Consider the following 14,377-nt stretch of genomic DNA (forward strand, 5'->3'; position numbering starts at 1 on the left):
AAAGATGGGAACTTCATTGCAACGCACTATGGCCCTTATCCCCCAAGGCAGTCTGGAAGGTTATGTCCAGGCCGTTAACGCTATCCCCGTGCTCAGCGCGGAAGAGGAGCGTGAGCTGGCGATGCGGTTGCAGCAGGGTGGCGATCTCGAGGCTGCCCGTCAGCTGGTCATGTCGCATCTGCGCTTTGTTGTTCACGTTGCCAAGAGTTATGCCGGCTACGGTCTGCCCCAGGCAGACCTGGTACAGGAAGGCAACATTGGCCTGATGAAGGCGGTCAAGCGCTTCGACCCCAGTGTCGGCGTGCGCCTGGTCTCTTTCGCCGTGCATTGGATCAAGGCCGAAATTCACGAATACGTGCTGCGTAACTGGCGCATGGTCAAGGTGGCCACCACCAAGGCCCAGCGCAAGCTGTTCTTCAACCTGCGCAAATCCAAGAAGCGTCTGGGCTGGTTCAGTCATGATGAGGCGCGGGTTGTCGCCGATGAGCTGGGTGTCTCGGTCAGCGACGTGACCGAGATGGAAGCGCGCATGAGCAACTACGATCAGGCGTTTGACCTGGTCGGTGACGAAGATGACGAAGCTGGCTTCGCCCCCGTTCACTATCTGGAAGACAAGTCCTCCGACTTGGCCGCGACCATAGAGAACGACAACTGGGACAAACATGCCACCCGTCGTCTGAGTGCGGCCATGGCGACCCTGGACGAGCGTAGCCAGCACATCATTCGTGCACGCTGGCTGGATGATGACAACAAGACCACGCTGCAGGAGCTGGCCGACAGCTATGGTGTTTCCGCCGAGCGGATCCGCCAGCTTGAGAAGAACGCCCTCAAGAAGCTGAAAGACGCCATGGATGCCTGATGGAATTCGCCGAACGGATCCGTCAGATTGAGAAAAATGCTCTCAAGAAGCTGAAAGACGCCATGGATGCCTGATGGCATTCGCCGAGCGGATCCGTCAGCTTGAGAAGAACGACCTCAAGAAGCTGAAAGACGCCATGGTGGCGTGATGCTTCATCGACAAAACAGGGCCTGATGGCCCTGTTTTTGTTTCGAGAGCATCTGGTCGGCCTTGCCTTGGTTACCCTTGTGTATGTTATGTTGCCGCCACTGCCACAGTAGGGAGAGCAGATAGTGAAACTGTTGAACGACCTGTTTACCAACAACCGCGAGTGGGCGGAGCGGATCAAGGCCGAGGATCCGAATTTCTTCGCTACCCTCTCCGCCCAGCAGGCCCCCGAATACCTCTGGATCGGTTGCTCCGACAGCCGGGTACCCGCCAACCAGCTGATGGGACTGCTGCCAGGAGACGTCTTCGTCCACCGCAACGTCGCCAACCTGGTGGTGCACACCGACTTCAACTGCCTCTCGGTGCTGCAATATGCGGTCGAGGTGCTCAAGGTGAAGCACATCATCATCTGCGGCCACTATGGCTGCGGCGGCGTCAAGGCGGCGATGCAGAACCAGGAGCTGGGGCTCATCGACAACTGGCTGCGCAACATCAAAGACGTCTACTTCAAGTACGGCGAAGAGCTCGAGGCCATCGAGGATGAGCACGAGCGGTTCGACTACCTGTGCGAGCTGAACGTGGCCGAGCAGGTTGCCAACGTCTGCTACACCACCATCATCCAGAACGCCTGGCGCAAGGGTCAGGAGCTGGCGGTGCATGGCTGGATCTACGGCATCAAGGATGGTCTGCTGCACGATCTCGATCTCTGCATCAGCGGGCCGGATCAGATCCCCGATGTCTATCGCGCCTGGCCGGACAAGCGTCCGCCCCATCGCCGTCGCTGAGGACGCTGCCGTTGGCCCCCGCGCTCTATTTGCAGATCAAGCAACACGTGCTCGACGGCATTCGCTCGCGCCACTACGAGGCGGGAGACAGGATCCCGACCGAGGCCGCCCTGTGCGAGCAGTTTGCCGTGAGCCGGATGACGGTCAACAAGGCGCTGCGCGAACTGGTGGCCGAGGGTTGGCTCAACCGCACCGCAGGCTCCGGCAGCTTCGTGGCAGACAGGCGCACCGAGTCGACCCTGCTCGCCATTCGCAACATAGCGGATGAGATAGCGGAGCAGGGTGCCGAGTACAGCGCCAGGGTGATCCGCCTCGAACGTCAGGCCGCCGATGAGAAGGTGGCGGTGCAGCTGGGTCTGCGAGTCGGTGCCCCCATTTTTCACAGCCTGATCGTCCATCAGGCCGATGGGGAGCCGCTGCAGCTTGAGGAGCGTTTCGTCGATGCCCGGCAATTGCCCGGTTACGGGGATCAGGACTTCACGCGCCAGACCCCGAACCGTTACCTGATGGAGGTCTGCCCGCTCTCCGAGATGGAGCACGTGGTCGAGGCGGTGTTGCCGAGTGCGGGGGAGGCGGGGCTCTTGCAGATCCGGGTCGATATTCCCTGTCTGCTGCTCCACAGGCGTACCTGGTCGGAAGGGGCACTGGTCTCCTACGCCCGGTTGCTGTCGCCGGGATCCCGTTACAAGCTGAGATCCCAGACCCGCATGTCCTGAGCCCAAGGCTCGACAACAAGGCCCCTCGTGGGCCCTTGTTGTTTTTGGCCTGGGATCCTGCCGGGATCCAACGGGGATCCCAATGTTTCAACCCTGTTAATTTTTTGTTTTGTCCTTCTCGGTGAACTGGTGTAGATATGTATATACATTTAAGGTCGTCCACGCAGACGACCCACCAGGGTGAGTCAACACTGAGTCAAGACAACAGGGAGAGACAAGATGGAAAGGGAACAGGTCATGGCACCCAGCACGGGGGCCGGTGCGGCCCTCAAGCTGATCATCACCGCTATCATCGGCATCGGCAGCTTCTTCGTGCCCTTCGAGCTGGGGGGCAAGAGCACCATATTGGTGGATCATCTGGCGAGTCAGCTCGTGGCGCAGCGCACCCTGGCGGTCAGCCTGGTGATGGCGCTTATCCTCTACGGTGCCTGCGCGCCTCTGTTTAATGGCAGCTGGCGTGCCCGTCCCATCGACAGGGTGCTGACCGTCTTCAAGCTGCTTGGATTGGGACTGGCGGTGGTCTACCTGACCGGGGTGGGCCCGGCCTGGCTGATGACCCCGGATCGTCTGCCCTTCCTGTTCGACAAGCTGGCGATGACGGTGGGATTGATCGTCCCCATCGGTGCCCTGGCGCTCACCTTCCTGCTTGGCTTCGGTCTGCTGGAGCTGATTGGCGTCCTGATGCAGCCCATCATGCGTCCCCTCTGGCGCACCCCCGGTCACTCCGCCATCGATGCGGTTGCATCCTTCGTCGGCAGTTACTCGGTCGGTCTGCTCATCACCAACCGGGTCTATCTGGCGGGCAAGTACAGCCTGCGCGAAGCGGCCATCATCGCGACCGGCTTCTCGACGGTGTCGGCGGCCTTCATGATCATCGTCGCCAAGACCCTCAACCTGATGCCCTACTGGAACTTCTACTTCTGGTCGACCCTGGTCATCACCTTCCTGATCACCGCCATCACGGCCCGCATTCCCCCCATCTCGCGCCTCGATGATGCCGGTAGCCAGGACGATCCTCTGCCCGTCGGCATGAATCGCTGGCAGGCGGCCATGGCCGCGGGTCTGAACCAGTCCCGGCAAGCGCCAGCCACCTGGCGACAGTTGCTGGATAACCTGCGTGATGGGGTGCAGATGGCGGCGGCCGTGGTGCCCTCCATCCTTTCGGTGGGGCTGATGGGGCTGTTGCTGGCTCAGCACACCCCCTTGTTCGATGTGATCGGCTGGATCTTCCTGCCCATCACCTGGCTGCTCGACATGAATGAACCCATGGTGGCGGCGCGATCCCTGGCTGCTGGGCTGGCGGAGATGTTCCTGCCTGCCATCCTGCTCAAGGATGCGGATCTGCTGGTGCGCTTCGTGGCGGCCGTGGTGTCGGTCAGCTCAGTGCTCTTCCTGTCTGCCTCCATCCCTTGCATCCTCGCCACCAAGATCCCGCTCGGGGTGGGTCAGTTGCTGGCGATCTGGCTCATTCGTACCTTGCTGGGCCTGCTGCTGGCCGGGGGCGTGGGCCATCTGGCCATCGCCATGGGTTGGCTCGCCTGATTTTAATTGTATATACATATCTGTGTGATATCAGCCCACCCTCAGGTGGGCTTTTTCATGGCTATACTCAAGTAAATCCACTGTTATCAAGATGTGATCTCGTCGCTGTATTTTCTGTTAGAGATCGGCTATAACGTATTGTATATACATTTGTGGGGGCGATATGAACAAGGAACTGTTGAACTGCGAGCGGGTCTGGCTCAACGTATTACCAGCCACCATGCGGCCCGATCTGGCCGATTATGGCCTGCTGGAGCCTCATGCCATCGGCGTGCGGGATGGCGTCATCCAGGCGCTGGTGCCCATGCATGAACTCAAGGGCAGTTTCCCCGCTCACTGGCAGGACATGAAGGGCAAGCTGGTGACGCCGGGCCTCATCGATTGCCATACCCACCTGGTGTTCGCCGGCAGCCGGGCCGAAGAGTTCGAACAGCGCCTCAAAGGGGTGCCCTATGCCGAGATCGCCAAGCGTGGCGGCGGTATCCTCTCCACCGTCAAGGCGACCCGTGCCGCTAGCGAGGATCAGCTCTACGATCTCGCCCTGCCACGGGTGAAGGCGCTGATGCGTGAAGGGGTGACCACGGTCGAGATCAAATCCGGCTATGGCCTGACTCTGGTGGATGAACTCAAGATGCTGCGAGTCGCCCGCCGCCTCGGTCAGTCTCTGCCTATCCGGGTCAAGACCACACTGCTGGCGGCCCATGCCGTGCCCCCCGAATGCAAGGATGATCCGGACTCCTGGGTCGAGACCATCTGCCAGGAGATCATTCCGGCCGCCGCCGAGGCCGGACTGGCCGATGCGGTGGATGTGTTCTGCGAGCACATCGGCTTCTCCCTGGCCCAGACCGAGCAGGTCTACCTCGCCGCCGCCCAGTATGGCCTGCCGGTGAAGGGGCACATGGATCAGCTCTCCAACCTGGGGGGCAGCACCCTGGCCGCCAACTTCGGCGCCCTGTCGGTGGATCATCTCGAATATCTGGATGCCGACGGCATCCATGCCCTGGCCCACCGTGGTGTGGTCGCCACCCTGCTGCCGACTGCTTTCTACTTCCTCAAGGAGACCAAGCTGCCGCCGGTCGAGGCGCTGCGCCGGGCCCATGTGCCCATGGCGGTCTCCTCCGACATCAATCCGGGTACGGCTCCGATTGTTTCCCTGCGCATGGCCATGAACATGGCCTGCACCCTGTTTGGCCTGACCCCCCCCGAGGCCCTGGCCGGAGTGACCCGTCACGCCGCCCGTGCCCTGGGGGAGCAGGAGCGGCTCGGTCAGTTGCGGGTCGGCATGCTGGCGGACTTCGTGGTCTGGAGCTGCACCCATCCCGCCGAGCTCAGTTATCTGGTCGGTGTCGAGCAGCCGGTGTGCCGCGTCGTCAATGGCAAGGAGACTATTCATGGTTGATATGAGCGTCTGGCAGGGTCGTCAGGATCCGGAAGATGGTGAGCTGGCCCTGCGTTGGCACGACCGGGTCCAACCCTGGCAGCCAGGATCCCCCAAGGGCGTCGCGTTGATCGGCTTTGCCTGTGACGAGGGGGTGCGCCGCAACAAGGGCCGCGTCGGCGCCGCCGAGGGGCCCCTGCATATCCGCAAGGCCCTGGCCAATACCGCCTGGCATGGTCGCCGCCCGGCCTGGGATGCGGGGGATGTCGCGTGTCTGGATGGCGAGCTTGAGCTGGCCCACGAGCAGTTGGCCGAACGGGTTGCGGCCTTGCTGGCCGATGGCCAGTTCCCCCTGGTACTGGGCGGCGGGCATGAAGTGGCGTTCGGCAGCTGGAGTGGCCTCAACCGCCATCTGGCTGGCCGTGGCCGCGTCGGCATCATCAACTTCGATGCTCACCTGGACTTGCGCCGCAAGGCGCCTCAGGCGAGCTCAGGCACCCCCTTCTTCCAGATCGCCGAGCAGTGCCAACTGCAGGGCACGGCATTTCGCTATGCCTGCCTGGGGGTGGCCGAGACGGCCAACACCCAGGCGCTGTTCGCCCGCGCCGACGATTTGAATGTCTGGATCGTCAAGGATGAAGAGATGACGGAGCGGGAGCTACCTGGCGTGATCCTGGGCCTGGAGGCCTTTATCGCCGAGGTGGATCACCTCTACCTGACCATAGATCTCGACGTGCTGCCCGCAGGCCAGATGCCTGGGGTCAGTGCCCCGGCCGCCCATGGGGTGGCCCTGAATCTGATAGAACCCCTGATCGCCGAGATCCGTGCCAGCGGCAAGCTGCGTCTCGCCGATCTGGCCGAACTGAACCCGAGTCTGGATAGGGACGGCATCAGCGCCCGTGTGGCCGCCCGTCTCATTCACCAATTAACAAGATAAGCGGGCCGAGCCCCACAGTGAACAAGGAGAGTCAAATGTCTGAGCACAATCAGCAGCAAGAACCGCAGCAGAAGCAGGATCCTCGCCATGATCCCAGCCGCGTCATCCGCGCCGCCCGTGGTACCCAGTTGACCGCCAAGAGCTGGTTGACCGAGGCGCCCCTGCGGATGCTGATGAACAACCTGGATCCGGAAGTGGCCGAGCACCCCCAGTCCCTGGTGGTCTATGGTGGTATCGGCCGCGCCGCCCGCAACTGGGCCTGCTACGACAAGATTGTCGAGGTGCTGACCCGGCTCGAGGACGATCAAACGCTGCTGGTGCAATCGGGCAAGCCGGTCGGGGTGTTCCAGACCCACAAGGATGCGCCCCGGGTGCTGATCGCCAACTCCAACCTGGTGCCACACTGGGCCAACTGGGAGCACTTCAACGAGCTCGATAGGAAGGGGCTCATGATGTACGGCCAGATGACGGCCGGTTCCTGGATCTACATCGGCACCCAGGGGATAGTGCAGGGCACCTACGAGACCTTCTTCGCGGTGGCCAATCAGCACTTCAACGGCGAGCCTGCGGGGCGCTGGATCCTGACCGGTGGTCTGGGTGGCATGGGTGGCGCCCAGCCCCTGGCCGCCACCATGGCCGGCTTCTCGATGATCGCCGTGGAGTGCGACGAGACCCGCATCGATTTCCGCTTGAAGACCCGCTACGTCGACAAGAAGGCCCACAGCCTGGATGAGGCGCTGGCCATGGTCGAGGAAGCCAAGCAGAGCGGCACCGCCGTCTCCGTCGGCCTGCTCGGCAACGCCGCCGATGTGTTCGCCGAGCTGGTGGCCCGTGGTATCACCCCGGATGTGGTGACCGACCAGACCTCGGCCCACGACCCCATCCACGGCTATTTGCCGCAAGGGTGGAGCGTCGCCCAGTGGCGTGAGCTGCAAAAATCCGCCCCCCAGGAGGTGAACCAGGCCGCTCGCCACTCCATGGCCCGTCAGGTGGAAGCCATGCTGACCCTGCAAAGCCGTGGCGCCGCGACTCTCGATTATGGCAACAACATCCGCCAGGTGGCGCTGGATGAAGGGGTATCGAGCGCCTTCGACTTCCCCGGCTTCGTGCCAGCTTACATTCGCCCGTTGTTCTGCCAGGGCATAGGCCCTTTCCGCTGGGTGGCGCTGTCTGGCGATCCGGAGGACATCTACAAAACCGACCAGAAGGTCAAAGAGTTGATCCCGGACGATGCACACCTGCACAACTGGCTCGACATGGCCCGTGAGCGCATCGCCTTCCAGGGCCTGCCGGCGCGGATCTGCTGGGTCGGGGTCAAGGATCGGGTACGGCTCGGCCTGGCCTTCAACGAGATGGTGAAAAATGGTGAGCTGAAAGCCCCCATCGTCATCGGTCGCGATCACCTGGATTCCGGCTCTGTGGCGAGCCCGAACCGCGAGACCGAATCCATGATGGATGGCTCGGACGCCGTCTCCGACTGGCCGCTGCTCAACGCCCTGCTCAACACCGCCGGCGGCGCGACCTGGGTCTCCCTGCACCACGGTGGCGGGGTCGGCATGGGCTTCTCCCAGCACTCCGGGGTGGTCATCGTCTGTGATGGCACGGATGATGCCGCCAAGCGGGTTGGCCGCGTGCTGCGCAACGACCCGGCCACTGGCGTGATGCGTCATGCGGACGCGGGCTACGAGATTGCCATCGATTGTGCCTTCGATGCGAAACTGGATCTGCCCATGCTCGAGTCGCAGGGTTCCCACACTGGTGAGGTGAAATAAGATGTTTGCATTGACTGTGAAACCGGGCGAACTGGATCTCGCCACCCTGCGCCGCGTCAGCCGCGAGCCGGTGTGCCTCTCGTTGGACGAGAGCGCCATTCCTGGCATTCGCGCCTCCGCCGAGGTGGTGACCCGAGTGATAGAGCAAAACCGCGTCGTCTACGGCATCAACACCGGCTTTGGCCTGCTGGCCAATACCCGCATTCCGGTGGAGCAGCTCGACGAGCTGCAACGCTCCATCGTGCTCTCCCATGCCGCCGGTATCGGCACCTACATGGATGACGCCACGGTGCGATTGATGATGGTGCTCAAGGTGAACTCCCTGGCCCGCGGCTTCTCCGGCATCCGGCTGGAGGTGCTCAATGCCCTGATCACCTTGATCAATGCCGAAGTCTATCCTGTGGTGCCCAAAAAAGGCTCCGTCGGCGCCTCCGGCGATCTGGCACCCCTGGCCCACATGAGCTGCTTGCTCATCGGTGAGGGCAAGGCCCGTCACAAGGGTGAGCTGATGGATGCCGCCACGGCCCTGAACATTGCCGGTCTCGAGCCTATTTCATTGGCGCCAAAAGAGGGGCTGGCGCTGCTCAACGGCACCCAGGCCAGCACGGCCTTCGCGCTGGAGGGACTGTTCCACGCCGAGGATCTGTTTGCCGGTGCCATCACTATCGGCGCCATGAGCGTCGAAGCGGCGCTCGGTAGCCGTCGCCCGTTCGATGCCCGCATCCATGCGGTGCGCGGTCAGCGCGGCCAGATCGATGCGGCCAGCTGTTATCGCCAGCTGCTGGTGGATGGCAGCGAGATCGGCATGTCCCATCACAACTGCGAGAAGGTGCAGGATCCTTACTCCCTGCGCTGTCAGCCCCAGGTGATGGGTGCCTGCCTGACCCAGATCCGTCAGGCCGCCGAGGTACTGGTGTGCGAGGCCAATGCGGTCTCCGACAACCCGCTGGTGTTCGCCGAGGATGAGGAGATCCTGTCGGGTGGTAACTTCCACGCAGAACCCGTGGCTTTTGCCGCCGACAACCTGGCGCTGGCCATCGCCGAAATCGGCTCCCTGTCAGAGCGTCGCATGGCGCTGCTGATCGACTCGCGGATGTCGGGCCTGCCTGCCTTCCTGGTCAACAACGGTGGGGTCAACTCCGGCTTCATGATCGCCCAGGTCACCTCGGCGGCGCTCGCCTCCGAGAACAAGAGCCTGGCTCACCCTGCCTCGGTGGACAGCCTGCCCACCTCCGCCAACCAGGAAGATCACGTCTCCATGGCCACCTTCGCCGCGCGACGCCTGACCGACATGGCGGAGAACACCCGCGGCATCCTGGCGGTCGAGCTGCTCGCCGCCGCCCAGGGGCTGGACTTCCGCGCCCCCCTGCGCAGCACAGAGCTCATCGAGCTGGCCAAGGGTCGCCTGCGCAGCCAGGTCAGCTTCTATGACAAGGACAGATACTTCTCGCCGGACATCGAAGCCGCCGCCGCCCTGCTGGGGGCCGCCAGCTACAACGATCTGATCCCGGCCGGTATTTTGCCGAGCCTGTAAGCTGCTATTTCCGCAAGAGAACTTTCGTCAAGAAAGCAAAAAGAGCGCCACCAGGCGCTCTTTTTTCGTCTCAAAAACAGTGCCTGTCAGGAGGGCTCGAACATCAGGAACAGATAGACCACAAAGAGCACCAAGTGAGTGGCACCGTGCAACACATTGGTGCGACCGCTGCTGAAGGTCACTTTGCAGACCATGAGCGTGGTGGCGAGCAGCACCATGTTGGCGCCGGAGAGGCCCAGGCGCACCTCCTGCCCCATCAGGGCGCCGATAAACAGCACGGCGGGTACCGTCAGGGCGATGGTGGCCAGCACGGATCCGAAATAGAGGTTCATGGCGCGTTGCAGCTGGTTGTTGAAGGCCGCCTTGATGGCACCGACCGCCTCGGGGGAGAGCACGATACAGGCGACGATAAAACCGCCCAGTGCGGGCGGAGCCGACATCACCTGTACCCCATGGTTGATGGGAATGGCCAGGGTCTTGGCCAGCAGGATCACCACCACCAGGTAGGCGAGCAGCAGCAGGGTGTGATAGACGTTGCTGCGCAGTATGCCGTGGTGTTCCTCATGATCCTCATGGTCGCTGTCGACGAAGAAGTGGCTATGGCTGCGGGTCTGGATCAGCAGGAAGACGCCGTAGAGCAGGATGGAGATGATGATCAGCATCCAGGACATGGCGCTGGACATGCTGCCTTGGGTGCCGCCTTGGGTGAAGTTGGGCAGCACCAGACAGAGCAGCGCCAGCGGTATGATGGCGACCAGATAGGATTTTACTCCATCCAGATTGAAATTCTGGGTGTGATAGCGCCAGCCGCCAAACAGCAGGGTGAAGCCCACCAGGCCGTTTATCACCAGCATCACCACGGCAAACATGGTGTCGCGGGCCATCACAGGGTTGGGATCGCCGGTCAGCATCACGGAGGAGATCATCACCACTTCCAGAGAGATGACCGACAGGGTCAGGATCAGGGTGCCGAAGGGCTCACCCAGCTTGATGGCCAGGGCATCAGAATGGCGCACGACCGAGAAGATGGCCCAGGTGACGATGGCGAGCAGAGCTAGTGAGACGGGGAGATAGATGGCAAGGGGAGTCGCTTCAGTCAGCAGGTCGCTGCCTAGCGTCTTGAAGAAAACCAGGGTGAGCAGGCCAGCGGGCAGGGCAATCTCTTGTCGGATAAATGACTTCATAGGCGGTAATTCTCATCTCAGGGCGGCGTTTGCCGACGGGGACCAATCCGCCATGGGCCATGGCGGATTGGTCAATGATAAAGGCTGGTGCTTGATTCGGGGAAAATCATTTGGCTGCTATCCATCAGCGGAGAGATGGCACGTGACGATGTGGAGTACCTTCAGACAACCCCTAGTCAGCGTGGCGCTATGACGTGGGGGAGGTTTAAGAAATGCACCGGCTGATGCCGGTGTCAGGTGATAACTAGATCTGTACAGAATGACACTATAAAAAGCGATGTAAAACTTTCTTGAAAAAATATTCATTGATCTGTACCAGAAACAACATTAAATATATTATCTTTCAGGATAGCATCCCAATGCATCCTCTTTATCACACTTTAGCAAGGGAATAAGATCCAAAAGTTTGTTTGTAATTGTTTTTCTGCAAGGGATATTATATTCTTTTTCGGATATGGTTACTATTACACCTGACAGTTCTTCATTTCCTTCGTAGTTACTAAAAATCGAATACTTGTATTTCCCTTTACTGAAAGAAACCTTTCCATACTCAGTCTGGTATCTATAGTAATAATTATGACTGAATCCATTAAACCCATTTCCCAAAGAGTGATAAGAAAGCTCAGCTTTATCACCTTTCGAGAATTCATAGCTCAATCTATTTCCATTCACGAATAATTTAACGTCACCTTTATCAGTCTCACAAGAAAAATACACGTTTTCGCTGCTATACGAAGGAGCTGAAATGAAAAGAAGCAACATGAAAATATAAATATTAGAGCGCATTGTAATTATCCTTCATTCGTTTATCATACCCTTTCTGCCTTGGGCCATTGTACACTAGTGCAAATGCCAACCAATCCTTGGCTCGAATTGCTTTGAGCAATCTATTATCTGCTTTTATAAAACTAACAAAAGCTTTAAGATGATATTTCTCTGAAATACTGAGTGAAATAACAAATTCATTTACGTCTTTATATCCAGCGCTCAAGTGGTTGGAGCCTAATATCTGGAACTTCCCCCAAGATGCTGCTTTTAGTGCAGCATTTTTATCCAATGAGTATGCTAGCATAAGTTTCCTATACTGGACTTTATATGCTCCATATCCTCCCCCCACAGGGTTAGATATTTCAGGGTGAGACTTATCATATTTCCCACTCGTCATATTACTAAATTTATGCCTTTCGAATAAAATAGAAAGCACAGCATCATCCTGATCTGAAAACTTATAATAACTGCCTGTACTACCGGTTTCAGTTAATGCTACTGCTTTTATAGCATTTACCTCACAACCAAGCTCAGAAGCAGCATTGATATAATCTGACTCTTCAACTACTTCACCATTATAGAAAGACAAAAATTCAATTTCGTTTAAAGTGTTACCTATATACGTTTTAGGGTACCCATTTTGGACCTTTATTACTAACGCCATCATTCCGACAGGCGAAAAGTGCCAGATCTCTTTCTCCAGCGTTAACTTAGTTGCACTCTGCATCTATTCCAGGCTGTCGATGCGTTGTTTCTCATGATCAACCAGCTTGTCGAATTCCGGCAGACCCACTTCTGCCATCAATTTATCCAGCCACTGGTAGCTGGGCGAGGCTGATTTCTCGTACCACTCGCTCGGATGTTTGACGATCAGCTTCTGGATAGTCTACGCCTTGGCCTTGTCTTGCAGGATCTTATGGACATCGGCGCTAGTCCATTCTCCCTCGTGCTTGGGATCAATCGCCTTTGCCAGTGTCAGGTGATAACTAGACCTGCACATACCATCAATATGGGAAATTAAATCGGTTATTCCTTATTGCTTCATCATTAACATCCAAAATGGCATTGCTAGGTATATTTTTTTCCCCAAAAGAGTTGCTTGTACATGTTTTGTCATGACCTATTTGTTCGTTTCCTTTTTTTACTGTAAGAAATGCCTTTGCATTCAATGTTTCTTGTGGAATCCCAAACGAATATGCGTAATCGCCACGTTTAAAACCAAGGTACACAGTATAAGTAGCCAAGTCCGTCCAACGTTGGACTCTATTCTCTTTATTGAAATCAATCTCTAGTTCAATATTTCTTGCTGTTCCGAATCTGTAGGATACAACATCGCTATTTCTTTTAGTACAAAACGAAAACAATCTTTTCTTGGGTTCATTTAATTGACATACAGCAATTTCAGTTTCGTCGGAGGAACACAGATTAGCCTCTGTACCATTTACATGCGAAGATAATAATACAGACGATGCAAGTATCAAAATGTGAGTTTTTTTCATTTTAAAATCTTCTCAATTGATTTATATGCTTCTTTTCTTTCAGATAAACCCATATCGCCGCCATTGACTCTTTGGGTTACACCAGGCACATCAGAAAGTCCCTTACCATTATCACGTAAATATACCTTGTACTTTAGCCAGAACCAAAGTGCGCTTCTAATTGCTGTTGACATGGCATTTATTAAAGAAGGATTGTTTACCGTATCTGGTATTGGTCCAGACCAATAGTTGTTATAATCGGTTTTGAATCCATTATATTTTTCATAACCAGTAATCTGAATAAGGCCTCGCCCCCTAAAGTTATAACCATCATCTGGGTGAGATGCTCTATTTCCATTTAGTTTTTGAAAGTGCTTTCTGCCAATAGCATGTTGATCTGCTCTTCGAGTTATTATTCCTTTCGAATTCTTTTCATAACCATCTTCCTCTGATTCTTTCACATGTACTTTGTAGTAGCTACTGAATGAACGAAGTACTGCAGGGGAATACTCCCAACTTTCAGTTTCACCAAGCATATCCTCACCTACTTCGCCTTTAATTTGAGAGAAGAAATGTCTTTGTTTCGTCCTAGTGTTCAGTTCAAACTCATCAAGCCTGCCATTTACTTCATATATCACAGACTCAATGTCACTTTTATTAGCTAATGGGAAAATGGCTTTAAGTTGATCATATGTAATTGCTAAAGCATGTTCATTTTCCATAATAGGAAGCAGTGGGTAGATATGCCACAGATCCGGGCCGAGCTGTAATTTGGCGGCACTCTGCATCCATTCCAAGCTGTCGATGCGTTGTTTCTCATGATCAACCAGCTTGTCGAATTCCGGCAGACCCACTTCCGCCATCAATTTATCCAGCCACTGGTAGCTGGGCGAGGCTGATTTCTCGTACCACTCGCTCGGATGTTTGACGATCAGCTTCTGGATAGTCTCCGCCTTGGCCTTGTCTTGCAGGATCTTATGGACATCGGCGCTAGTCCATTCTCCCTCGCGCTTGGGATCAATCGCCTTTGCCAGTGTCAGGAAAAAGGGGGAGGGGGCCTCAGGAGCCAGGTGGCCGTCCGAGCCGCTGCCATCAACCTGCTGAAAGCCAATTTTGAGCCAGTCATGCTGACTCAGCATCTCCACCTTGCTCTGTTGCACGAATAGCCCTGTCATCACCTCTATCCAGACGATATCGGCATTATCTTTTGCTTGCTTGGGGGAGTCGAGCGGAACCTCCTGACTCAAGGTATCGCTGGGGATGTGCTAAATATGCAC

13 protein-coding genes are annotated in these 14,377 nt (G+C 57.1%); 8 read left to right on the top strand and 5 right to left on the bottom strand.

The genetic code is table 11. From position 1 onward, the window contains the following. Positions 1-4 precede the first annotated feature (4 nt). From rpoH to hutH, 8 genes are all read left to right on the top strand, one after another. Positions 5-859: an RNA polymerase sigma factor RpoH gene (gene rpoH / locus KYK33_RS01330; RefSeq protein ID WP_224431790.1), complete on the top strand. Its 855-nt coding sequence runs from the start codon at positions 5-7 to the stop codon at positions 857-859. 272 nt (positions 860-1,131) lie between these two features. Next, positions 1,132-1,791 carry a carbonate dehydratase gene (gene can, locus KYK33_RS01335; RefSeq protein ID WP_042040052.1) on the top strand — a complete coding sequence of 220 codons (660 nt, stop codon included), beginning with the start codon at positions 1,132-1,134 and terminating at the stop codon, positions 1,789-1,791. Between the two features lie 11 nt (positions 1,792-1,802). Continuing rightward, a complete protein-coding gene (hutC, locus tag KYK33_RS01340; RefSeq protein WP_224431791.1) occupies positions 1,803-2,507 on the top strand; it encodes a histidine utilization repressor in 705 nt (234 codons plus the stop codon). A 219-nt stretch (positions 2,508-2,726) separates the two neighbouring features. Continuing rightward, complete coding sequence (locus KYK33_RS01345; protein WP_224431792.1) at positions 2,727-4,049, top strand: YjiH family protein; 1,323 nt, start codon at positions 2,727-2,729, stop codon at positions 4,047-4,049. Between the two features lie 163 nt (positions 4,050-4,212). Then, on the top strand, positions 4,213-5,448 hold the full coding sequence (hutI, locus tag KYK33_RS01350) for an imidazolonepropionase (RefSeq protein ID WP_224431793.1): 1,236 nt from the start codon (positions 4,213-4,215) through the stop codon (positions 5,446-5,448). After that, a complete protein-coding gene (gene hutG, locus KYK33_RS01355) occupies positions 5,441-6,364 on the top strand; it encodes a formimidoylglutamase (protein ID WP_224431794.1) in 924 nt (307 codons plus the stop codon). Before hutI ends, hutG begins: the two co-directional genes overlap by 8 nt. A gap of 35 nt (positions 6,365-6,399) precedes the next feature. Then, positions 6,400-8,136 (top strand): urocanate hydratase, encoded by a 1,737-nt coding sequence (hutU, locus tag KYK33_RS01360; protein WP_224431795.1) that lies wholly within the window; start codon positions 6,400-6,402, stop codon positions 8,134-8,136. A gap of 1 nt (position 8,137) precedes the next feature. After that, positions 8,138-9,670: a histidine ammonia-lyase gene (gene hutH / locus KYK33_RS01365; protein ID WP_224431796.1), complete on the top strand. Its 1,533-nt coding sequence runs from the start codon at positions 8,138-8,140 to the stop codon at positions 9,668-9,670. 86 nt (positions 9,671-9,756) lie between these two features. On the opposite strand, the gene KYK33_RS01370 is transcribed toward hutH, so the two are convergent. From KYK33_RS01370 to KYK33_RS01390, 5 genes are all read right to left on the bottom strand, one after another. After that, positions 9,757-10,854, bottom strand: a complete 1,098-nt coding sequence (locus tag KYK33_RS01370; RefSeq protein WP_224431797.1) for a calcium:proton antiporter — start codon at positions 10,852-10,854, stop codon at positions 9,757-9,759. 336 nt (positions 10,855-11,190) lie between these two features. Then, complete coding sequence (locus KYK33_RS01375; RefSeq protein ID WP_224431798.1) at positions 11,191-11,640, bottom strand: hypothetical protein; 450 nt, start codon at positions 11,638-11,640, stop codon at positions 11,191-11,193. Further along, on the bottom strand, positions 11,630-12,349 hold the full coding sequence (locus KYK33_RS01380; protein ID WP_224431799.1) for an N-acetylmuramidase family protein: 720 nt from the start codon (positions 12,347-12,349) through the stop codon (positions 11,630-11,632). Before KYK33_RS01380 ends, KYK33_RS01375 begins: the two co-directional genes overlap by 11 nt. Positions 12,350-12,626: 277 nt before the next feature. After that, positions 12,627-13,121, bottom strand: a complete 495-nt coding sequence (locus tag KYK33_RS01385; protein ID WP_224431800.1) for a hypothetical protein — start codon at positions 13,119-13,121, stop codon at positions 12,627-12,629. Further along, positions 13,118-14,347 (bottom strand): glycoside hydrolase family 19 protein, encoded by a 1,230-nt coding sequence (locus KYK33_RS01390; protein WP_224431801.1) that lies wholly within the window; start codon positions 14,345-14,347, stop codon positions 13,118-13,120. Before KYK33_RS01390 ends, KYK33_RS01385 begins: the two co-directional genes overlap by 4 nt. Positions 14,348-14,377: the final 30 nt, after the last annotated feature.

Source organism: Aeromonas rivuli (genome assembly GCF_020149575.1).
Taxonomy (GTDB): domain Bacteria; phylum Pseudomonadota; class Gammaproteobacteria; order Enterobacterales; family Aeromonadaceae; genus Aeromonas; species Aeromonas rivuli.

What these genes read in the sequence shown, in the direction of transcription:
- rpoH (WP_224431790.1), top strand. Translation starts at nt 5, where the DNA reads ATGGGAACTTCATTGCAACGCACTATGGCCCTTATCCCCCAAGGCAGT.
- KYK33_RS01345 (WP_224431792.1), top strand. Translation starts at nt 2,727, where the DNA reads ATGGAAAGGGAACAGGTCATGGCACCCAGCACGGGGGCCGGTGCGGCC.
- KYK33_RS01375 (WP_224431798.1), bottom strand. Translation starts at nt 11,640, where the DNA reads ATGCGCTCTAATATTTATATTTTCATGTTGCTTCTTTTCATTTCAGCT.
- hutG (WP_224431794.1), top strand. Translation starts at nt 5,441, where the DNA reads ATGGTTGATATGAGCGTCTGGCAGGGTCGTCAGGATCCGGAAGATGGT.
- hutH (WP_224431796.1), top strand. Translation starts at nt 8,138, where the DNA reads ATGTTTGCATTGACTGTGAAACCGGGCGAACTGGATCTCGCCACCCTG.
- hutU (WP_224431795.1), top strand. Translation starts at nt 6,400, where the DNA reads ATGTCTGAGCACAATCAGCAGCAAGAACCGCAGCAGAAGCAGGATCCT.
- hutI (WP_224431793.1), top strand. Translation starts at nt 4,213, where the DNA reads ATGAACAAGGAACTGTTGAACTGCGAGCGGGTCTGGCTCAACGTATTA.
- KYK33_RS01380 (WP_224431799.1), bottom strand. Translation starts at nt 12,349, where the DNA reads ATGCAGAGTGCAACTAAGTTAACGCTGGAGAAAGAGATCTGGCACTTT.
- KYK33_RS01385 (WP_224431800.1), bottom strand. Translation starts at nt 13,121, where the DNA reads ATGAAAAAAACTCACATTTTGATACTTGCATCGTCTGTATTATTATCT.
- KYK33_RS01370 (WP_224431797.1), bottom strand. Translation starts at nt 10,854, where the DNA reads ATGAAGTCATTTATCCGACAAGAGATTGCCCTGCCCGCTGGCCTGCTC.